At 45.2% G+C, this 19,209-nt stretch carries 16 protein-coding genes and 5 pseudogenes; 11 read left to right on the forward strand and 10 right to left on the reverse strand.

Annotated features, from left to right (window positions below):
* Window positions 1–5 precede the first annotated feature (5 nt).
* Window positions 6–920 (reverse strand): helix-turn-helix domain-containing protein, encoded by a 915-nt coding sequence (locus MAS10914_RS0123560; RefSeq protein ID WP_026082770.1) that lies wholly within the window; start codon window positions 918–920, stop codon window positions 6–8.
* Window positions 921–935: 15 nt separating this feature from the next.
* Complete coding sequence (locus tag MAS10914_RS34590; protein WP_156818228.1) at window positions 936–1,181, reverse strand: hypothetical protein; 246 nt, start codon at window positions 1,179–1,181, stop codon at window positions 936–938.
* Between the two features lie 150 nt (window positions 1,182–1,331).
* Between MAS10914_RS34590 and MAS10914_RS34595 the strand changes: the two are divergent.
* From MAS10914_RS34595 to MAS10914_RS31745, 4 genes and pseudogenes are all read left to right on the forward strand, one after another.
* A pseudogene (locus MAS10914_RS34595) lies at window positions 1,332–1,469 on the forward strand (ISKra4 family transposase); the annotation flags it as partial.
* A 407-nt stretch (window positions 1,470–1,876) separates the two neighbouring features.
* Window positions 1,877–3,226 carry an efflux RND transporter periplasmic adaptor subunit gene (locus tag MAS10914_RS0123565; protein WP_017318405.1) on the forward strand — a complete coding sequence of 450 codons (1,350 nt, stop codon included), beginning with the start codon at window positions 1,877–1,879 and terminating at the stop codon, window positions 3,224–3,226.
* Between the two features lie 152 nt (window positions 3,227–3,378).
* The gene (locus tag MAS10914_RS0123570; protein WP_017318406.1) at window positions 3,379–6,558 is read left to right on the forward strand and encodes an efflux RND transporter permease subunit; all 3,180 of its coding nucleotides are present in this window, start codon (window positions 3,379–3,381) and stop codon (window positions 6,556–6,558) included.
* 42 nt (window positions 6,559–6,600) lie between these two features.
* Window positions 6,601–7,272 (forward strand): annotated as a pseudogene (locus MAS10914_RS31745) (RNA-guided endonuclease InsQ/TnpB family protein); the annotation flags it as partial.
* A 245-nt stretch (window positions 7,273–7,517) separates the two neighbouring features.
* On the opposite strand, the gene MAS10914_RS0123580 reads toward MAS10914_RS31745, so the two are convergent.
* A complete protein-coding gene (locus MAS10914_RS0123580) occupies window positions 7,518–8,477 on the reverse strand; it encodes an AraC family transcriptional regulator (RefSeq protein WP_017318408.1) in 960 nt (319 codons plus the stop codon).
* A 175-nt stretch (window positions 8,478–8,652) separates the two neighbouring features.
* Here MAS10914_RS0123580 and MAS10914_RS0123585 point away from each other — a divergent pair, with 175 nt between their 5' ends.
* Both MAS10914_RS0123585 and MAS10914_RS0123590 read left to right on the forward strand, forming a co-directional pair.
* Complete coding sequence (locus MAS10914_RS0123585) at window positions 8,653–9,840, forward strand: aldo/keto reductase (protein ID WP_017318409.1); 1,188 nt, start codon at window positions 8,653–8,655, stop codon at window positions 9,838–9,840.
* Between the two features lie 231 nt (window positions 9,841–10,071).
* On the forward strand, window positions 10,072–11,121 hold the full coding sequence (locus tag MAS10914_RS0123590; protein WP_017318410.1) for a Kelch repeat-containing protein: 1,050 nt from the start codon (window positions 10,072–10,074) through the stop codon (window positions 11,119–11,121).
* A gap of 166 nt (window positions 11,122–11,287) precedes the next feature.
* On the opposite strand, the pseudogene MAS10914_RS0123595 reads toward MAS10914_RS0123590, so the two are convergent.
* The 3 genes and pseudogenes from MAS10914_RS0123595 to MAS10914_RS34605 form a co-directional block, all read right to left on the reverse strand.
* Window positions 11,288–11,803: pseudogene (locus tag MAS10914_RS0123595) on the reverse strand (IS630 family transposase); the annotation flags it as partial.
* A gap of 47 nt (window positions 11,804–11,850) precedes the next feature.
* Window positions 11,851–12,141, reverse strand: a pseudogene (locus MAS10914_RS34600) (IS630-like element ISAcma28 family transposase); the annotation flags it as partial.
* A 45-nt stretch (window positions 12,142–12,186) separates the two neighbouring features.
* Window positions 12,187–12,375, reverse strand: a complete 189-nt coding sequence (locus tag MAS10914_RS34605) for a hypothetical protein (protein ID WP_017318412.1) — start codon at window positions 12,373–12,375, stop codon at window positions 12,187–12,189.
* A 159-nt stretch (window positions 12,376–12,534) separates the two neighbouring features.
* Here MAS10914_RS34605 and MAS10914_RS36315 point away from each other — a divergent pair, with 159 nt between their 5' ends.
* Complete coding sequence (locus MAS10914_RS36315; protein ID WP_269635076.1) at window positions 12,535–12,666, forward strand: hypothetical protein; 132 nt, start codon at window positions 12,535–12,537, stop codon at window positions 12,664–12,666.
* Here the strand turns inward: MAS10914_RS36315 and cas6 are convergent.
* Window positions 12,663–13,403, reverse strand: a pseudogene (cas6, locus tag MAS10914_RS31755) (CRISPR system precrRNA processing endoribonuclease RAMP protein Cas6). The gene MAS10914_RS36315 and the pseudogene cas6 sit on opposite strands and share 4 nt — an antisense overlap.
* Before the next feature lie 225 nt (window positions 13,404–13,628).
* On the opposite strand from cas6, the gene MAS10914_RS0123610 reads away from it, so the two are divergent.
* Together MAS10914_RS0123610 and MAS10914_RS0123615 are read left to right on the forward strand one after the other, a co-directional pair.
* Entirely contained in the window at window positions 13,629–14,162 is a 534-nt protein-coding gene (locus tag MAS10914_RS0123610; RefSeq protein ID WP_017318413.1) for a GAF domain-containing protein, read from the forward strand.
* 125 nt (window positions 14,163–14,287) lie between these two features.
* Window positions 14,288–14,485, forward strand: coding sequence for a hypothetical protein (locus tag MAS10914_RS0123615; RefSeq protein ID WP_017318414.1), 198 nt, complete (start codon window positions 14,288–14,290; stop codon window positions 14,483–14,485).
* A 160-nt stretch (window positions 14,486–14,645) separates the two neighbouring features.
* Here MAS10914_RS0123615 and MAS10914_RS30940 read toward each other — a convergent pair whose 3' ends face one another.
* Window positions 14,646–14,813 (reverse strand): hypothetical protein, encoded by a 168-nt coding sequence (locus MAS10914_RS30940; protein ID WP_017318415.1) that lies wholly within the window; start codon window positions 14,811–14,813, stop codon window positions 14,646–14,648.
* A 313-nt stretch (window positions 14,814–15,126) separates the two neighbouring features.
* On the opposite strand from MAS10914_RS30940, the gene MAS10914_RS0123625 reads away from it, so the two are divergent.
* Window positions 15,127–16,668 (forward strand): FAD-dependent oxidoreductase, encoded by a 1,542-nt coding sequence (locus MAS10914_RS0123625; RefSeq protein ID WP_017318416.1) that lies wholly within the window; start codon window positions 15,127–15,129, stop codon window positions 16,666–16,668.
* Here MAS10914_RS0123625 and MAS10914_RS34610 read toward each other — a convergent pair.
* Both MAS10914_RS34610 and MAS10914_RS0123635 read right to left on the reverse strand, forming a co-directional pair.
* Entirely contained in the window at window positions 16,589–17,176 is a 588-nt protein-coding gene (locus MAS10914_RS34610) for a hypothetical protein (protein WP_156818229.1), read from the reverse strand. The genes MAS10914_RS0123625 and MAS10914_RS34610 overlap by 80 nt on opposite strands.
* Before the next feature lie 392 nt (window positions 17,177–17,568).
* Window positions 17,569–18,510 (reverse strand): putative 2-dehydropantoate 2-reductase, encoded by a 942-nt coding sequence (locus MAS10914_RS0123635; RefSeq protein ID WP_017318418.1) that lies wholly within the window; start codon window positions 18,508–18,510, stop codon window positions 17,569–17,571.
* A gap of 314 nt (window positions 18,511–18,824) precedes the next feature.
* On the opposite strand from MAS10914_RS0123635, the gene MAS10914_RS0123640 reads away from it, so the two are divergent.
* The gene (locus MAS10914_RS0123640; protein ID WP_017318419.1) at window positions 18,825–19,154 is read left to right on the forward strand and encodes a hypothetical protein; all 330 of its coding nucleotides are present in this window, start codon (window positions 18,825–18,827) and stop codon (window positions 19,152–19,154) included.
* Window positions 19,155–19,209 lie beyond the last annotated feature (55 nt).

A 19,209-nucleotide genomic window follows, 5' to 3' on the forward strand; every position in this document is an offset into this window, starting at 1 on the left:
ACCGCTTAGCTTGATAAGCTTCGCCGAAAGCTCAAAGGCGACAGTTCAGTGTGTTTTTTGAAGAAACGGGAGAAGTGTCCTGCGTCCTTAAATCCCAAGCGAGTAGCAATTTCCTGTACTGATTCCGACGATCGCGCCAACATTGCCTTTGCCTCCGCGATTGTCTTCTCTGCAATCCAACTATTGACTGATTTACCTGTTTTGTATTTGATTACGGTGCTGAAATAGTTGGGATGTAAATACTGTGCTTGAGCATAATCCTGCACTTGGAGAAGGCGATCGCACTTGCCAGCGAGTAGATCGCGAAAGTGCGCTTCAAGATTGCGTTTGAACGTCAGTGTGATATCAGAGCTGGTTAAAGCTTCAGTCAGTGGATCGTACGCCTTCCAAAACCGCTCTTTAATTTTGAGTAGCAACACCACCGTTAAACATCCAATCACTTTATACTTATAAGCAGAATCCGACTGATATTCATGCAACAACAGACCGCCTAAGTCATCAAAGATTTGGAAAATTTCGTGATCGGGATAGCTCGGTGGCGCAACTTCAGCGATCAGAAATGGAAATTCATCAAAAATATTCTCATGAACATATTGCTTCAGGAAGGATTCTGAGAAGGTGATGATATATCCCTGTAATGTTTCATCAACCTCGAATCCCTTCACATGACCCGGATTCGTAAAATAAATGGTGTTTTCTCGAGTCACATAGGATTGGTCGTCAATGAGGTAGCGACCTCGCCCTTTGCGCAGGATTAGAACTGAGTAGTAGCTTGTCCGAAACAGTGGAGACTTGATTGGAAAGTTTGGAGAAAGCTCCTCATTCCGATGAATCGTAAAATCAACGTCTTGCTCTAGCTTGCCGCCAAAGGAAGCATAAAGTTCAGACATCGAATTGTAGGTTTTAATCGCGTCACTCATTCGGATTAATGTGAATTACAACCATAATTCAGTCATATCGGGACTTAAACAGATTTCAAGCCCATTGACTGACGGAAATCTCAATTCTCTTCGCTCAAGCGGAAGCCGCTCTAGATCGGCGATACGGCGACCAGCACTAGTTCCTCGGCGAGACCCTTGTCCACAAGTTGGTGAAGTCGCGCATGTCCAGAAAGGCGATCGCTTCGATGCCAGCCTTCTCTTACGGCATTGTTTCATCGTAGGCTTGATCAGCGTTCGCATGAATACACAAACCTGGCAGATGATTGCCTAATCCTCCCAAACAGGGCATGGGCATTGGCAAAGTTTTCCTATCCCACATTCTGCACTTCATTTTGTAGCACATTTAAATGTATAACAAATAGCAAAAGTAACTTAAGTATAAACACATATTGTTTAAGAGCGAGCGCTTCGGTATCGTACCAACGTGCAGCAGAGGACGTAAAATATTCGACTGGGATAGAAGTACCGAAAAGCGTTCAACAGCGACTGGTACACCGTCAAAATTTTGAATTCCCAGAAGCACAGTCAGAGGATTAGGCAATAAATAGCGAGGTTTGTGTATTTAAAACTCTTGCTCTTACTCATAAGATGCATACATCAACCCAAAACACTCAAAGGATCGGGTAATGACTAATCACAGCCCAGAAATTGCACTATTAACTCATCCCCCGGCTATGAAATTATCACTTCGTTACGTTTTTTAAACAATAATCCGGCTTACAGGTATCGAACACAGAGCGCTCACCGAACTTTTCGGTCTACTGTCATTACATCTGACATTTTTTTGTCATAATTTTCCAATAAACTGTAAAAAAGTTACATTATTTAAATTTAGTTAAAAAATTGACCGTTGATGGTTGAGAGTTGACAGTTCATTGTCCACTGTCAACCGTTAACAATTAACCCTCAACTTTCAGTAGCTACCATCAACCATTATGAGTATTTCTGGAGACCAAGCTTCAACCGTTGAAACCCAGTCAGACAGTTCTGCGCCCTCTGAAGCGCCTACTCGTTCTCGTAAAGCCTGGTTCTGGAGTTTGCTGATCCTATTTCTAGCAACTGGTGGCATTATCCTTTGGCGAATACTCGCTCCTGGTGGCGCACCACGTCCCTCTGTTGCCCAACAGCAGAAAGCACCAACTCCAAAAGCGATTGAAACGATCGCCCTGGCAACTGGAAGTGCTACAAAAAGTGTGCAGCTTTTAGGACAGGTGGAAGCCAGTCAGCAGTCAATACTTCGCGCTCAAACTAATGGGATTGTTGAGAAAATCTTGGTGCAATCGGGTGATCGCGTCAAGGCAGGAATGACGATCGCTATCCTAGACGACTCCGATCAGCAATTAGCGATCTCCCAAGCACGGGCACAACTAGCTCAGCAGCGTAGCAATTTGGCACGCTTGGAAGTAGGTACTCGTCCAGAAATTATTGCTCAACGTCAAGCAACAGTCACATCTGCCAAGGCCCGAGAGCTGGAAGCACGGGATAACCTGAAGCGCACCAGCGATCTTGTTAAACAAGGTGCTCTGTCTCAAAGATTACTCGTGGAAGCTCAAACACAATTGGATAACATCCAGGGAGAACGGTTAGAAGCCGAAGCTGAGCTGGCTGAAGCCAAAGCTGGGCCAATTCGAGAAGAAATCGCCGCTCAACGGGCAAACGTAGAAGCAGCTCAAGCTACCCTAGCTCAAGCAGAACTGGCACAGCAACGTACTCGCGTTGTGGCATCCGAAGCAGGTGTGGTGCAGACTCGCCATGTTAGTAATGGTGATTTGGTGCAAAGTTCTGGTCAAATTGTGACTTTAGTAGCAGGCGATCGCTTCGATATTTTTTTGGAGTTACCCGAAGAATTGAGCAGTCAAGTTACTCCCGGCATGACAATTGATCTCACGACTCGTGCCCTAACGCAATGGAAACAAAGAGCCACCATCACCGCTGTCGTTCCCTCAGCCGATGCTGCTTCTCGTCGCCAGCGCGTCCGCGTCCAAATCAACAATCCGCCACCAGGTTTGTTACCGGGAATGGCGATCGCAGGTAATCTCAACATGCCCTCGAATCGGTCTAGCTTTGTTATATCACGCGATGCAGTAACAAGACGCCAAAATCAGTGGCTTGTCTTTACGGTTGCTGATGGCAAAGCTAGGCAAATTCAAGTAGAAATGGTTGCTGATATGGGTAAAAATGTTGCAATTTACCATCCCACCTTACGCGGCGGTCAACCCATTGTGCTGCGTGGCGGTGATGGGTTGCAAGATGGTGCGCCTGTGAAGACAGTTAGTGGTATTTGAGTGCTAGTCGCAGACTGGGAACGAGGTAATAGACTTCTTTGCAGAAGATGGGTCAAGGGGAAGGGTCAAAGGCAAAAATCTTCCTTTCTCCTTTAACCCTTTCCTAACATTTTACCAAAGACACTTTTGAGTCCTAACTCACAATTTTAATTATGAACTTTATTGAAACTGCTGTTCGTTGGCGACATGGCACCTTTGTCTTATTTTGCTTGGTAGCCATGTTTGGGGTGTTCTCGTTACTGAGGTTGCCCTTGGAATTGCAACCAGGGGGCGATCGCCCGGAAATTACCATCACCACTACTTATCCTGGAGCAGGGCCTACGGAGGTAGAAGACCTGATTACACGCCCAATTGAAGAACAAATGGAAGAAGTGCTGGGCGTCCAGGAAATCAGCAGTACCTCTCGGACGGGACGCAGCAGTATTACACTGGAATTTGCTCAGAATGCTAACGTCAGAGAGCGGATGGTAGATGTATTGAACCGCTTGCAGCAGGTAGAAAGCTTGCCCCCAGAAGCACAAGAGTCGAATGTGGAACTGGTGGGTGGTAATAGTTCCCCAATGATGTGGATTCCGTTTGACACTAAGGAAGGATTTCAGCCAAATGCAGACCGCTATCGAGATTTAGCGGATGAGGTAGTGATTCCGCGCTTACGGCGAATCGAGGGAGCTGGACAATTTCTCTTAGTGGGTGGACAAGAGCGGGAAGTGGAGGTAAAGGTCAATCCCCAAGCATTGTCCGATCGCAACCTTACTATTGGTGATGTGGTGCGGGTACTTGAAGAAAACAACCGCGACATCCGGGGTGGGCCGTTAATTTTAGGACGCCGAGAATATCGAGTCCGCACAGTCAGCCGATCGCAAGATCTATCGCAAATTGAAGGCTTTGTACTGCGGCGTGACCAATCGGGCACAGTTTACTTGCGAGATGTGGCACAGGTGCAAATGGGACGCAAACCGCAAGATAGTGCATTGATGTTCAACGGCAAACCTGGGGTAGCAATCGGTGTGATTCGTCAAATTGGGGCGAATGTGCCAGAGGTTGCCAAAGGCATCCGAGCCGAAATTGCCGCACTCCAAACTGAGTTCGATAGGGAAAACCAGGGAATTCTTTTTGTTTACAACTACGACGAAAGCCAGTACATCAATCAATCTATAGCGTTCGTGCAGGAGAACTTGTTCAGTGGAGCATTACTGGCAATCATCATTTTATTGCTATTCCTGGGTTCGATGCGAACGGTTGCTGTAGTCGCCATCACCATTCCTATTGGCACAATTGCTGTGTTCATTGTCATGTCTGCACTAGGACGGACATTGAACATTATCAGTTTGGCAGGATTAGCGTTTTCTGTGGGTATGGTCGTGGATAACTCAATTGTCGTGATTGAGAATGTGTTTACCCACATGCAGCAGGGCAAAAATCCGATCCGGGCAGCAATTGATGGCACACAAGAAGTCTGGGGCGCGATGCTCGGTTCTACTTTATCTAACGTAGTTGTGTTTGTGCCGCTGATTATGGTGACGGGTGAAGCAGGACAACTCTACGCTGATATGGCGATCGCTCTTTCTGCTTCTTCCCTGTTCTCGCTGTTTGCCGCATTGACCCTGGTACCAATGCTATCTGGACTGTTCCTCAAGCAATCAGAAGCGATGCAAATGATGCAGGGCGGTGAATACCGAGGTGGCAATTGGTTTGAGCGCTTAGTAGCAAAAACCTCGGCAGTATTCCGTCATTTCCAAGGAAAACTCGAAAACTTTTTGGTATCTACTGTCAGCTGGTCACTCGGACGCCGGCGTGTTGGTCGCAGGTTAATGGTGCTGTCGATTCCTGTTGCTTTACTTGTTACCAGTATTTTTCTACTTCCACCTGCGGATTATTTACCTGAAGGAAATCGCAACTTAGTTGTGTTGCGGGCGGAACCATTACCAGGAACTAGTATCCCAGAAGCGATTCGACAATCTGAAGCTATACAGAAATATTTGCGATCGCAACCAGAAGTTGAGCGCATCATGTACGTTGATCGTCCAGGGGCACTGCGTGGCATTGCAACAATCCTCAAGTCAGAATTTGCCACCACTACCGGACTAGCTGACATGGTAGATCGCTTGCGTGCTCAAAGCGGCAACTTTGCCGGATACCGCTTTATAGTACCAACGCGAAATTCCATCTTCCGCGATCCAGGTAAGGAATTTGAAGTAGATATTGTGGGCGCAGACTTGAATCAAATCAGCGATTTGGAGCAGCAAATCACGGGTAAATTGCGGGGTATTCCTGGAGTGCAGAATGTGCGATCTAACTTTGTGATGGGAGCTGGCGAATTACAAGTAATTCCCAACCGGGAACGCATCGCCGAAGTGGGAATCTCGGAAGCTGAAGTTGGTTCAATGGTGGAAGCAGCATTAGGCGGTCGGCTTGCCTCCGATTACATTGATGGTAAAGAAGAACTAGATGTCTCAGTGGAACTGCAAAATACCGCTGTCGAAACTCCAGAACAATTGCGCCAATTGCCACTGTATGCGCGGGGACGACAAGTACAACTAGGTGATATTGCCGAAGTCAGTGAAACAACGGGAGCCGATACTATTAACCACGTCGATTTGGAGCGCTCAATTAGCCTAACTGTCTCCCTTGCACCCACTGCCCCCCTGAGTACACTAGTGAAACGTACCGAAGAGGAAATTTTGGCTCCTCTGCGTGCCAATCTCCCAACAGGCTCTCGGTTGGAACTGTCGGGTTCAGCAGATCAGTTAGCAACAACCGTTGCTCAATTAGCTACTGCATTTACAGTTTCGATTTTGATTACTTACTTGTTACTTGTCGCGTTGTATCGCTCATTCCTCTACCCAGTGGTGATTATGGCAACAGTGCCAATGGGTATGAGTGGCGCACTATTGAGTCTGGTGATTGCTAACCGAATTCCGGGAATGAATGTAGCACTGGATATGATTACAGCGTTAGGATTTGTGATTCTTACAGGTGTAGTCGTCAACAACGCCATTCTGCTGGTTGATCGCGCTTTGCAACTTCAAGAAGCAGGTGAAGATTATGATGCATCGTTATATAATGCGACAAGCGATCGCCTGCGTGCTATTTTCATGTCTGCCGGAACTAGTGTGCTGGGGATGTTACCGCTAGCAGTTTTACCAGGTCAAGGTTCAGAGTTATATCAAGGATTAGGCATTGTTCTGACTGGCGGTCTGGCATTTTCTACGATATTGACTCCCACTGTTGTCCCCGCACTTATGGGCTTGCTGCATGATCTGTCTGGACGTAAAGAACCGCGATCGTCAGTCCAAAAAAATACGGACAAACTGGTTGACGTTAATACCTAAGGGACTTCCAAGGAATAAAATCACCAACTAAAAGAATAATAATCATTTACTAAAAAAGCTGATAGCTATTATGTTACTCTTTCGCTAGAAGACCCGATGGTTCCTATTATTAAGCCTGACATTAAACCTGATTCAATCATAGGGATTGATATGGGTTTAAAAGAGTTTTTGACAACTTCTGAGGGTGAACCTGTTGCAATTCCTCAACACTACCGTAAGTCTCAAAAACGGTTACGTATCATTCAAAAACGGGTTTCACGTCGTAATAAAGGAAGCAATCGTAGACGCGAAGCTGTTAAGCAATTGGGTAAGCAACACAAGAAAGTTGCTGACAAACGCAAAGATTTTCACTTCAAGACAGCCAAACAACTGCTGTCAAAATATGACGTTGTAGTTCATGAAGATTTGAACGTAAGAGGACTTGCAAAATCCAGACTAGCAAAGTCTGTGCATGATGCCGGATGGTCAAGTTTCCTGTCAATACTATCAAACAAAGCCGAAAATGCTGGTTTACTAGTAATTGCTGTGAATGCATCCGGCACTTCTGTTGATTGCTCTAGTTGTGGCGCAAAAGTTCCTAAAAAGTTGCATGAACGCTGGCATTCTTGTCAGTGTGGTTGCAGTCTCGACCGTGACCATAATGCAGCGATAAATATAAAAAATAGAGCCGTAGGGCACTCGGTTCTTAAAGCTCAACGCCTCCGCGCGCAATAGCCGGATTGGTTGAGAAGCCCACACTTACCGCTTGCGGAAGTGTGGGAGTGTGTCACATAAAAGGCAATTTGACTGAGTAATGAGCGAACCGGGAGTGATAATTTGAGGATTGTCAAGTTGCTTCTCTACGAGACGCTGCGCGGTAAGCGAAGCTATGCCGTTCGCGCAGCGTCTCTGAAAGAGAAGGCTTTACGCTCCAATTCGTAATTACTAATGACGCTACGCACAGTCGTTAACGTAATTCGTCACATTGCTCGAACTATGCGCGAACGTTTAATATCCCCGATTGGAGGCGCACCAAACAGACGGGAATATTCACGGCTGAACTGTGAGGCACTTTCATACCCCACCCGATAAGCAGCACTGGACGCATCGGAATCTTCAGTAAGCATCAGGCGACGCGCTTCTAATAGTCTTAACTGCTTTTGATATTGCAACGGACTCATTGAGGTCACTGCTTTGAAGTGGTAATGGAAAGAGGAAGCAGACATACTGGCGTGCCGAGCGAGATCCTCAACCCGCATCAGTTTTGTAAAATTAGCGTTAATGAGTTTGATGGCTTCAGCGATGCGCTGCATCGTACTGCCCGATGTGGCAATCTGTCGAACTGCTTCGCCTTGTTCACCCATGAGAAGGCGGTAATAGATTTCGCGGATAATCATCGGTGACAGGATCGGGATATCCTGTGGCGTATCCAAGAGCCGGGTTAGTCTGAGCGCGCAATCGAGCAACGGTGCATCAGCATTGCTGACGAATAAGCCTTTGACAGAGTTTTCTTTGTTACTAGCTATCGCCTTAGTCTCTGCGAGAATATCACACAGTTGGCGTAAGTCTAATTTCAGTTTGAAGGCTAAATAGGGCTTTTCTGGAGTCGCCTCGACAACAAACGCGCTCAGTGGCAGATCGACTGAGATCACCAGATATTGAGCCACACCATAAGGATAGGTTTCTTCCCCTAACAATACTGTTTTTTCGCCTTGAACGATAATGACCAAGAGAGGTTCGCAGACTTGGTGTAATGGTGTGGAGACAAAAGATTCTTGTCTAAGTGGTGTGGAGACAAAAGATTCTCGTCTAAATTCCAGCTTGTCGATCGCGGTTGCATGAGAACCATTCCCCTGATCATCCGTGTGGCGAGTGATTAATGCCGCCAATTTTTCACACTCATTGTCGAGTGCGCGGTGGTTAACGATCTCAATCGCCATGCTAGTTCTTCAACTCATTTGAGGATTGTCTCAATCAGCATAGCGCAACTTCATCAATTCATAAAATCTTGTTTGGAGGATTAGGCAATTAAAGACGAGGTTTAGGCATTGAAAACCCTATGTATGGCTCATAGTATGAGCATATCTGGCTACAAAAGTAAAAGGTAATGGGGTAATGACTAACGGCAAGCCGGAAGGTAATACAATGCACAATAATAATTCTCGTCCAGCAACTAGGCGAATTGTTTCCCGTCGGTCTGCACTTGGGTTGTTAGGATTTGGTGCCGCTGCTGCTGCCTTGACACCTACTCTTTCCAAGATGGCACAGGCACAGAATCAAACCCAAAATCAACCATCGCCACCTGCTCAAAATCAACCATCGCAGATCATCACCAAAAAAATCCCGCGCACAAAGGAGAAACTGCCTGCGATCGGTCTGGGAACATTTATGACCTTTGATGCTTTGTCTAATCAGCCCCGCGATAGCGTTCGCGGAGCGTGTGCTTTGCACTCAGCGCTGCTGCTTTCAGCAGATCGTCTTGGGCAAGTGATGCGCCGCTTTTGGGATGCAGGCGGGCGGCTGGTTGATACCTCACTCCTCTACGGGATGTCGGAAGTGAACGTGGGCGAATTTGCCAGAACACTCGGCTTGACCAACGATGTGTTTGTTACTAACAAAACCTGGGCAACTGGCGAGTATCTAGGTGATCCTAGTCAGGCGCAGCGTCAGTTGGAACAATCACTGAAGCGATTGTCGCGCGATCGCATTGATGTTATGCAGGTTCATAGCTTGGTAAATGTAGATGCGATTTTGCCCCTGCTAAAGGCATGGAAAAAAGAAGGTAAAATTCGCTACGTGGGCGTTACCCATCACAATCCGTTATATTTTGCTGCGCTTGAGAAGTGGATCGAGAACGGCGATCTGGACTTTGTTCAACTTCGCTACTCAATTCGTCAGCGTGAAGTCGAAGACAGAATTCTAAGAGCGGCGGCGGCGCGAGGAACAGCAGTCTTAGCCAATATGCCTTTTGAGAAAGCCCGTCTTTTTGAATTGGTGAAGGGGCAACCACTCCCTGATTTTGCCAGCGAGATTGGCTGTGAGAACTGGGCACAGTTTTTTCTCAAGTATGTGATTTCTCACCCTGCTCTAACCTGCGCGATTCCCGCGCCCACAAACCCAGATCACGTTGCTGAGAATATGGGGGCATTAAGAGGATCGTTACCCGATAATTCAATGCGTGCCCGGATGGTCAACCATATGGAAAGCTTACCCGGTTTTGACAAACTTCTCCAAACGCCCTGGTATCCTGGCAAGAAGTTTAACGGGTTGGTTCGCCTGCCAAATCCACGTCCAATCGGTTGAGATGGTGAAATGTTTCTGGTGCATTCAACTTTGTTTCATCTTGGATTGAGATCGGTGCTTATCGAAGTTGGCACAGCTAAGTCAAATATGTCGAAAAGGTATTGAAATTTGCCGAGAACTATGTAGTTAACTTTGTCTAACTACTTACCTACTATAATCTGTCAACTAATAAGCTTTCAGCTCAGGTGCAAGATCTCAGCTTAAAAATGTTCGAGTAATGGAGTCTGTATTATGCCACCTAGATATCTGCTTTCCCTGTCGATCCCGATCTTTGCGGTCATTGCCCTATGTTCGCCCGTACTAAGTCAAGTGCAAAGCCAGCTACCGTATTGGACTAAAGCTGCACCGCCAACGATCGCTCGGCAAGAGCTTTATCCAGAAGTTTTGAACGGAAAAATTTACGTGGTCGGTGGTATACTTAATCCAGCCACTGAGTTTTCAGATCATTTCGAGTCTTACGATCCTGTCAAGGATACATGGACAGTATTGAGACCGCTACCTGAAGCACGCCATCACATCACGCTGTCGGCAGTAAATGGTTTGCTCTATGGTATTGGCGGTTTCACAGGTGGATTTCCGGACTGGCGCGCACAGCCTACGATGTTTGTATACAATCCTGCCTCTAATACTTGGACTAAAGGCACTGACCTGCAAGTGGCTCGCGCAGAGGGCGTATCCGCAGTGGTCAATCATAAAATATACCTGATTGGCGGGCGCGTTCGAGCCACTGAGGACGCTCGGCTTTTCAATGACCACATCGACAGCGTGCGAAACGAAGTATTTGATCCGACGACCAGGCGGTGGTCGGTTCGTGCCAATGCACCGACACCGCGAAATAGTGCAGCGTCGGCTGTAATTGATGAAAAGATCTACGTAGTCGGTGGTCGCCAGTTTTTCAAGAATGCTGATGGCACTACGCGGCAGGTGAATGTGCCAAATCTTGAGGCTTACGATCCGAAGCTTGATCGTTGGGAGACGCGATCGCCTATGCCTCAAGCTCAAGGTGGTCTGGCTGCGACCTCGCTCAACGGCAAGCTTTACGTTTTTGGCGGCGAACAGTGGGTTCCAGAGCAGAAAGTTTTCGCCGAAAGTTGGGTATACGACCCGAAAACCGATGTCTGGGAAGCATTGCCGCCCTTGCCAACCCCACGACACGGATTGGGGGCGTCGGCTGTTGGTAATCGAATTTTTGTTTTTGGTGGCGCAACCCAAACAGGCGGAAATGCAGCTACAGCGATCCACGAAGTGCTAGTATTGCCCACCGAAAGTGCTATGGAGTAATCACACACCCCTGTGGCACTACTAAGCAGAGTAAGACAACAACATCTAGCTAATTTCTTGCTCAAGCTGCCCATCTTGAAGCAATTCTGGCCGTTCAATCACGGCAGCATGAGTCAGCGCCTTTCAAACTTGAGAACCTAATATCCTCAGGACTTATACCAATTCTTTATGAAGCTGCGCTAAATAAAGCTTCAAGAATGAAGTCGTAAGAAGTGAGAGAAGCTATCACCTCAGGTGTAATAGTTTCCAAAACCTCAGCTAACTTTTGACGTAGTTGAGCAAGGGTTTTGCAATTTTCCCATTGAAGTTTGCTTTTGAGAAACTCCCAAAACCTCTCAATCGGGTTCAGTTCTGGAGAGTGGGGTGGTTGAAAAATTGGAATAATATTTTCTGGAGAATCGAGGGTTTTAACTGTGTGAAATGACCCTTGGTCAAACTGGATAACCGCAGTATCGTCCCCAAGTTCAGCAGATAGCAACTCTAAGAACCGCTGAAAACAATCACCATCGAGGTGGGAGAACTCGTAGAAAAAGCTGTACCCACTCAAAGGTTCCACAACACCGTACAAATAAAAATTATCACGTTGCCACTGGCTTAACCCTACGGGTTTTACGCCACGAGCGGTGATTAAACGTCCCGTTCTCGTCTTGAGTCCCAAACGTGTCTCGTCTTGACACATATACCTGAATCCTTTTCCATCCCCAAATTCATCCTGTAAGAATTTGAACGCTAGGGGAAGTTTTTTTTAAAGTGGGACTGACTTTCTGGGTGTTGTTTGCTGCTTTGAGGACGAGGAACTTTCAGTTTGGCTTTGAGTTGGTAGCGAACTAGCTGATAGACCGTTTTATAGGCAATGTTAAGTCCCAATTCGCTGCTAAGCCATTTTTGAATCTGATTGTAGCTGTGAAATCCTTGTGGTTCCTGCAATCGCTGCTTCAAACGTTCCAAGTTTTGTCCACTGACGCTCGGTTCTTTACCTGGTGCGTGTTTTACTTCCACTAAGCCTCTTCGTCCCCCATCTTTATACTTTCGTAAACCTTCGAGTTATAGTTGCTTCGTCACGTCCTAAACGTTGTGCGATTGCGCGGAGCGCACTGCCCCTTGGGCAATCGCTTGCCTAGTTGTTAGTTGACCGCTTTTAAGCCAGTAGAGCATTTGTAAGCGCTCTTTACTGCTTGCCTGTGTGGCATGTTTAAAGGCTTTTTCCAATTCTTCTTGGCTCTGTTGTATCTCGAGTTGCAATCTAAGACCCATAACGCTTTTACCAAATGCTCCCACCTCCTCTTATTTTGGCGCATCTTCATACAGAATTGGTATGAACCACTCGTGGCAGTCCCCAAGCTCAGCCGTCAGGCAGCCTGGGGTAGTTTAAGAAATTCCCCGTTGAAATGGTCGGCGTGCAAGTGATTCCGATTGACGGAAAAACTCTCAGCAGCACTCGACAGAAATCACAGCGAGCAGCATCGCTCAAGACTTTATTTGGTCATTTTTAATCGTCGTACTATTCCCATACCCATCGTAGTTTTGCGTCCTGCACCACACTAGAGAGCAAAATCAGCTCCAAAATTCGATAGTTAATTTCACCAATACAGCCGATAAATTTACTGCGAGAGTCGGCTGCTATAGCAGTACGAATATTAAAAAAACTGGGAAAAATAACTTCCATCAAATAGGGTTCTAAAGAAATACCACTGTATTTGTTCCACCGCTGTAGTAGAGTATTAAATAGTCATTCTCTTGTTGGTAAAGCAGTATCAAAATGACCTTGGCGGAAGTTAGTAGGAGTACAAAAACTAAAAGCAATTTGGCGTTCTGAATCAGAAGCTTGCTCGTAGAATTGAGTGTAGGTTGTTGCATTTGCCCAAGGTTGCGTTGACTGGGGAGCGCCGAGAATGCTGGTAATATACAAATCAGCAGGATCCAAGTGCCAAGAATGATCAGGATTAAGATTTAGCCACAATTGAGTAAGTTTGTTTGCCAAAGAGAGTGTCGTCTAGTAGAGCAATGCGCCACCAACAAGGAGTTCCTGCGGGGACGGATTTTTCATGCTCCCATTGCAAGGTGTGCTCTAAAATTCTGCTCCTGTTAGCATGGTTAACTTTAGCTAGCAAGGGACTTATGGTAAAGGCTTTGTCTGCCCAAGAGTCGTGGAGGCGATCGCCCAGTTGTTTATCCACGGAACTGACGAGGTTTAAAAACAGGGCGTGGAGATGTCTACCGGTGAGGAATTGTGGTGGAATGCGAGATTGAGGGAGTAGGTTGAGGACGAGGCTATGGGGCATGGCATTCTTTTAAACTGAAAATATGTGCTGTGATTAGAGTCATTAAAGATTTGTGATCATGGGAGAATGTTAAAACTTTATTAGATTAGTAAACTAAAACACATTTAGTGGAACAGCCACGACAGATATTTTCGTTATAGCAATCCAAAATTGAAAAACAGAAAACCCACTATTGGTAAACATCCTGCCTGCTAAGTGTCTATAAATTAAAGTAAGTAACAGCTTATGAGTGCCGTAACTCTCCCAGAAGCCATACAAAATATCTTAGACACCTACAGCCAGCCGGATGCCGTCTTTACTGCCTTGCTTCCTGTGCTTGGAGAAGTATTGCAGTGCGATCGCTGTTTCCTGTACCTGAGAAACCCTCAAACTAGATTGGGCCAAGTCCCCTATTGCTGGCGGCGAAATCAAGACATTCCAGAAATCATAGACCCCGACTGCAAACCAGAACCAGAATCTCTATCTGAAGAAGACCCCCTCTTTGCTGCGGCTTTGCGAACTGACCCTTCTATTTATGTTGAAGATGTAGAAACCGCTAGTCCAGAGGTTGTTAACCGGGAGTTTGAGCGCAAGGAGTTTGGACATCAAGCGTTAATTCACTCCCACCTTGTCTGGAACGGTCAACTATGGGGAATTTTGCAACCCTGTGTTTTCGGGAGTAAACGAGTTTGGTCAGCGTTTGACCGCGCCGTTGTCACACAAGTGGAAGGCAAAATAGCACTCTTAGCAGTTGCTTATGTTAAAGCGGCTAACTTCTAGGGGTGTAAGGCGTAAACTAGTGAAGTACCCCACTTACTAGGTCGGTTATCCCCCACTATTTTATCCCTTATCTCGCCTAGGATTTAGCCACAATTTAAGTAGGGTGATTTTTAGAAAAGCAAACTATGTTTCCATTTCCGTTTCCTTTTTGGGATAGCAACTGCTACGGTAGCGAGCCTGTTTCTCGCAAAACCCGTTTGGAGCGTAAGCTGAGATTCCTCAGGACAATACGAGATGATTTAGAAACTAGGCTGGCTGGTCTGAATGCTGCCATTAGTAGTGTTGAACAGCAGCTAAATCAGGAAGATGTTACTCAAGCCTAAAAAGTTGTGACACTCAATCTAGAGATTGTTGCTCACATATAGGCTACTTCTCTCGTTTCCTGGCTCCGTATATTAAGAGAAAACATAAGAGAAGCAATGAATTGCCTCTCTTATGTTTTTCGTTTAAATTAATAAATTATTTCTCCTACTGCGCCCATTTTCACTGAAAGCTGTATGCAACCATTGCTAACCACTGCGACAACTGACTAATAGGAGCAGGTTTCATTTCACCCCGAAAGTCCAGCAGTTGTACAAGGAGGAGGTACGCAAGTGCCAAAATTATGGAAATCGCACCAGTGATAATTGCAACTATTTTTCCACGGTTCATCACTATTACCTGTAATAAAGCTATTGTGCTACGTCTATATCAAGATTGCCATAGCACATACTAAACTATTAATGTATGTATATTTTTTTTGAGATGACAAAGTTGCTTATTATTAATAAGTTTTGAATATCTTGAGTTTTGAATATTTTGAAAAAGAAGCTTAGTTTTTTCGTGACTTAAGTTCCATATTTTAAGAAAATTTTATTTTCTGTACCTCTATCCTGGGACAGAAATTGTTTATTTAGATATTTATTTAAAGTGTCAAATTCTATTAGTACGATAAAAACTAGTTACTCTGGCGGAATTTAGCGTCATGTCTCTCACTGAAAATATTCTTTCACAATTACCAGGCGATGTTTTGGGAGGGTTACGTCAGGCTGATCGCATCTTAACATTACTCAGAGAAGATAACACTGCTGTGCCAATCGTAGTGAAAGAAACTCAGCAGCCTTTAGGGAGTGTGGATTGGGATGTTGTTATCTGCGGTGGTACATTAGGCATTTTAATTGGTTGCGCCTTGGCTTTGAAGGGAGCGCGAGTAGCCTTGATTGAACGGAGAATTCTGCGTGGTAGAGAGCAAGAATGGAATATTTCCCGCAAAGAATTACAAGTTTTTTTGGAATTAAACTTGCTTACAGCAGAGGAATTAGAGCAGGCGATCCCCACACAATACAATCCAGCAAGAGTGAGCTTTTTTGGTGGTACAGAAGTTTGGGTAAGCGATGTCCTGAATATCGGTGTAGATCCAATTTATTTGCTGGAAACTTTAAAGCAGCGATTTATGACATCTGGCGGAAAATTATTTGAAAACACTCCATTTACAGAAGCAGTCGTTCATCCTGATGGAGTAATAGTAAATAACCAATTCAAAAGCAGATTGTTAATTGATGCGATGGGACATCTTTCTCCCATAATCCAGCAAGCACGTCAGGGACAAAAACCAGATGCGCTTTGTTTAGTGGTTGGAACTTGTGCTCAAGGTTTTGAGGAAAACCACACAGGCGACTTGTTGTTATCATTCACACCCGTGCAAAATCAATGCCAGTACTTTTGGGAAGCTTTCCCAGCAAGAGATGGCAGAACCACTTACCTGTTTACATACATGGATACCGCTCCACAACGCTTGCGTTTAGAAGCTCTTTTCGAGGAATATCTGCGCTTGATGCCAAAATATCAAGGCGTGGAGTTGAGCCAGTTGACATTTAAACGAGCGCTATTTGGCTTTTTTCCCTCCTATCGTCATCCACTGAAGACACCTTGGAGTCGCATTTTACCCGTGGGAGATAGCAGTGGTAGCCAATCTCCCTTGAGTTTTGGCGGTTTTGGCGCAATGGTGCGTCACTTGCAGCGTTTAACATTAGGTGTTCATGAGGCGCTGCAAACGGATCAGTTATCAGCAAAGGCGCTGGCATTACTGCAACCATATCAACCTAGTTTGGCTGCCACTTGGCTATTTCAAAGAGCAATGAGTGTTGGTATCAATCAAAAAATTGATCCAGATCAAATTAACCAACTGCTGTCTGCGGTGTTTCAACAAATGCAACAACTAGGTGAACCCGTACTCAAACCCTTTTTGCAAGATGTGGTGCAGTTTCCAGCACTAACACAAACACTCATAAAAACTTTCTTAACACATCCAGGATTGGTTATTAAGGTGATTCCGCACGTTGGTTTAGCAACTTTACTTGATTGGATAGTGCATTACGGGAATCTAGGAATTTACTCTTTTTTATTTTGGCTCAGTCAAATACTAGAACCGTGGAAGAAAAATTTACCTAGTATACAAAAATATTATTGGAATCGCTGGAGTGATGGCTGGAAGTATGGTTCTGGTGGTGATTATTCTGATTTCTAAAAACACCCCATTGCTGTTTGTACTTTCTCAACTTGTTGGGGGGTTGCATTTTTTGAAAAAGTGCGATCGCCTCCTCCAAAATGACTGGATGCAGCCAGTATTCTCCTTGACGGCATTCTACTAAAGACCGAGCGCGCAGGCTATTAACCACCCGCCGGCGTTGCGACTCTGGCAAATCCCACAGCAAACAAACAAGCCCGTCAATAGGTACACGAGACACATCTTGATAACGGTAGCATTCCAAACGACAGAGGAGCCGATATGCTTCAGGATCAATTTCTTGCAGGCGATTAAACTGACTGACAACTAGATTTTCTAACTCTTGTTCAATCAACAAATCATTCTGAGTGACATTCCAATAAGCATCTATATCACATTCAAAATCTGCGCGAATGACACCGCTGATGATTCGCATTGCTTTGGCATTGCCTCCATAGGCGCTGCATATTTCACACAGCGCTGCTGAATCAGGATTAGAATGTTGCGACTGGCAAAAAACTGTCTCCATGCCGACTCCTCCAAGCCCTTGAGCATATAAAAAAGCACATATTTACCTATTCTCATCTTATGAAAATCACCACAGATGACCACTGTCGCCTTCTCAAGTGCTCTTTTCAGTGTCTCAAATATTTTTTCATTGTCATATAAGAATCTCCCTTCACAGGCGAAGCCTGTGAAGGTGAGAGTGTCAATGTGTTTGCTAGCAGTAGCTGTGATTTCAGAGTCATTGCGTTAAAGGGCGTTGCTGAAGAATTTTCGTCGTGAAAAAAATCAACAACTAACACTAGTTCTCTCACTAGTTCTCTGCGCCTTTACTTTGAAACTCGATTGGTAGTGTTCATTAGCAACGCCCGTTAAAGGTTGAGGAGTTTGGAGTGAGGATAATTCTCTCCATCTCCTTTATTCCCCTTTTTGCTTAGCATCCAAAAACTTGAGTTGCCGATATAAACAAGAAATTTGCGGTAAATTCACACCTGCGGCTTGTACCATTTGTAACGGGTTGCCGAAAATTGCTTCTACCTCCAAGGGGCGGCGTTCGTCATAATCAATTTTCATGCTGGTACGGTAGGGCTTCATCTTTACGGTGTAATCGAGCATTTTTTGAATGAAGCTATCAGGGATAATGCGCCCTGAATTCTTCGCCCCTGTCAGCACTTCATACATCAGCTGTTCCACTAACTTGCGGGTGTGAACATTTGTCATTAATTCCGCTGTCGTAGCGTTGAGAATGACAGAAAGCCCATTGTAGGGAATGTTCCATACCAGTTTTTTCCAACGCCCCAGCAGCAAGTCTTCAGTTAATTCAATAAGAATACCAGCACTTTCAAAATCTTCGCCAATTTGCCGCATCCGTTCTGTAATACCAGCTGCATAATAGTCAGCGGCATATTCGCCTAAGGTGATTTGTCCATAGTCCAAGTGGCGGATATGTCCTGGTCCTACTTTATTTGAACACAGAAAGCACAACCCACCAATAAGCCTATCACTACCGACAATTTGGGCGACTTCCGCCTCCACTCCCAGTCCATTCTGCAACACCAGTACAACCCCATCATCCTTAACAATAGGGGGTAACAACTTTGGCAGCAGATGGTTTTGCGTTGTCTTGAGCGCCACGACTACGACATCACATTGAGGCATCTTTTCTACATCGCAGTAGGCATTGACTTGCCCTAAGGTGAAGTCGCCGTCAACAGACTCAACAACTAAACCGTGCTTGCTGACGTATTCGTAGTCGCTACGCAGCAAAAAGTGGACATTTAACCCAGCTTTTTGCAGTCTAGCACCGTAAAATCCGCCTAATGCACCAGTTCCCAGAATGGCGTATGTGCGATCGGACATGGAGGAAATCAAGCATATTTTCTGCGCTTATCCTACATCAAAGCTGATCAGAATTTTGATTTCTTACTTCACACTTTTTTAAACTTGTGAGAGTGAAATTTAACTTAAAATATTATAGGAGAAGTTTTCATGAAAGCTTATGTATTACGGATTTAGCTGTACTTTCTCCGCCTTGAACGATAAAAATAGTTTACTTGTCTAAACTTATGTTAATTTAGTCGTTATTTTATTAAATGTGTATACTAAGGTATGTTTCGCTATTTAATAAGTGTGTTAACTGTCTTACAAAATGTTGACATTATCCCCAAGAATTGATGCTTGACCTTAACAGCTTAGCTGAGTTCTCCCGCGCCAACTGTGTGAGTATTTGTGCATTTCTGGTGCCAGCCAATTTGCTTGCCACATTGTTGAGCATAATTTTTGTCGCACTCCGTCGTCCGTCACATCACATATGGCAAGCAGCCGGAATTGCTAGCATCTTTGCATTAATGATGGTGTTGCATGTATATACTTGGTTTATGATTGGTGTGGTGATGGCTCCCACCTATATTTTGCTGTGGCTGGCAATAACTTGTTTGCTTACTAATTTAGGGGCAATTCTCTTTAAAAGATACTACGCTCAGATATCTGAGCTTCGAGTTTAATTGTTTATTAGGAAGATGGAAGAGGGCAGATAAAAGATTGATTCTCAAGCGTTGC

The sequence above is a fragment of the Mastigocladopsis repens PCC 10914 genome (genome assembly GCF_000315565.1).
Lineage (GTDB): Bacteria > Cyanobacteriota > Cyanobacteriia > Cyanobacteriales > Nostocaceae > Mastigocladopsis > Mastigocladopsis repens.

Coding starts and splice junctions, on each gene's coding strand:
- MAS10914_RS0123560 (WP_026082770.1), bottom strand. CDS start 920: ATGAGTGACGCGATTAAAACCTACAATTCGATGTCTGAACTTTATGCT.
- MAS10914_RS34590 (WP_156818228.1), bottom strand. CDS start 1,181: ATGCGAACGCTGATCAAGCCTACGATGAAACAATGCCGTAAGAGAAGG.
- MAS10914_RS0123565 (WP_017318405.1), top strand. CDS start 1,877: ATGAGTATTTCTGGAGACCAAGCTTCAACCGTTGAAACCCAGTCAGAC.
- MAS10914_RS0123570 (WP_017318406.1), top strand. CDS start 3,379: ATGAACTTTATTGAAACTGCTGTTCGTTGGCGACATGGCACCTTTGTC.
- MAS10914_RS0123580 (WP_017318408.1), bottom strand. CDS start 8,477: ATGGCGATTGAGATCGTTAACCACCGCGCACTCGACAATGAGTGTGAA.
- MAS10914_RS0123585 (WP_017318409.1), top strand. CDS start 8,653: ATGACTAACGGCAAGCCGGAAGGTAATACAATGCACAATAATAATTCT.
- MAS10914_RS0123590 (WP_017318410.1), top strand. CDS start 10,072: ATGCCACCTAGATATCTGCTTTCCCTGTCGATCCCGATCTTTGCGGTC.
- MAS10914_RS34605 (WP_017318412.1), bottom strand. CDS start 12,375: ATGGGTCTTAGATTGCAACTCGAGATACAACAGAGCCAAGAAGAATTG.
- MAS10914_RS0123610 (WP_017318413.1), top strand. CDS start 13,629: ATGAGTGCCGTAACTCTCCCAGAAGCCATACAAAATATCTTAGACACC.
- MAS10914_RS0123615 (WP_017318414.1), top strand. CDS start 14,288: ATGTTTCCATTTCCGTTTCCTTTTTGGGATAGCAACTGCTACGGTAGC.
- MAS10914_RS30940 (WP_017318415.1), bottom strand. CDS start 14,813: ATGAACCGTGGAAAAATAGTTGCAATTATCACTGGTGCGATTTCCATA.
- MAS10914_RS0123625 (WP_017318416.1), top strand. CDS start 15,127: ATGTCTCTCACTGAAAATATTCTTTCACAATTACCAGGCGATGTTTTG.
- MAS10914_RS34610 (WP_156818229.1), bottom strand. CDS start 17,176: ATGGAGACAGTTTTTTGCCAGTCGCAACATTCTAATCCTGATTCAGCA.
- MAS10914_RS0123635 (WP_017318418.1), bottom strand. CDS start 18,510: ATGTCCGATCGCACATACGCCATTCTGGGAACTGGTGCATTAGGCGGA.
- MAS10914_RS0123640 (WP_017318419.1), top strand. CDS start 18,825: ATGCTTGACCTTAACAGCTTAGCTGAGTTCTCCCGCGCCAACTGTGTG.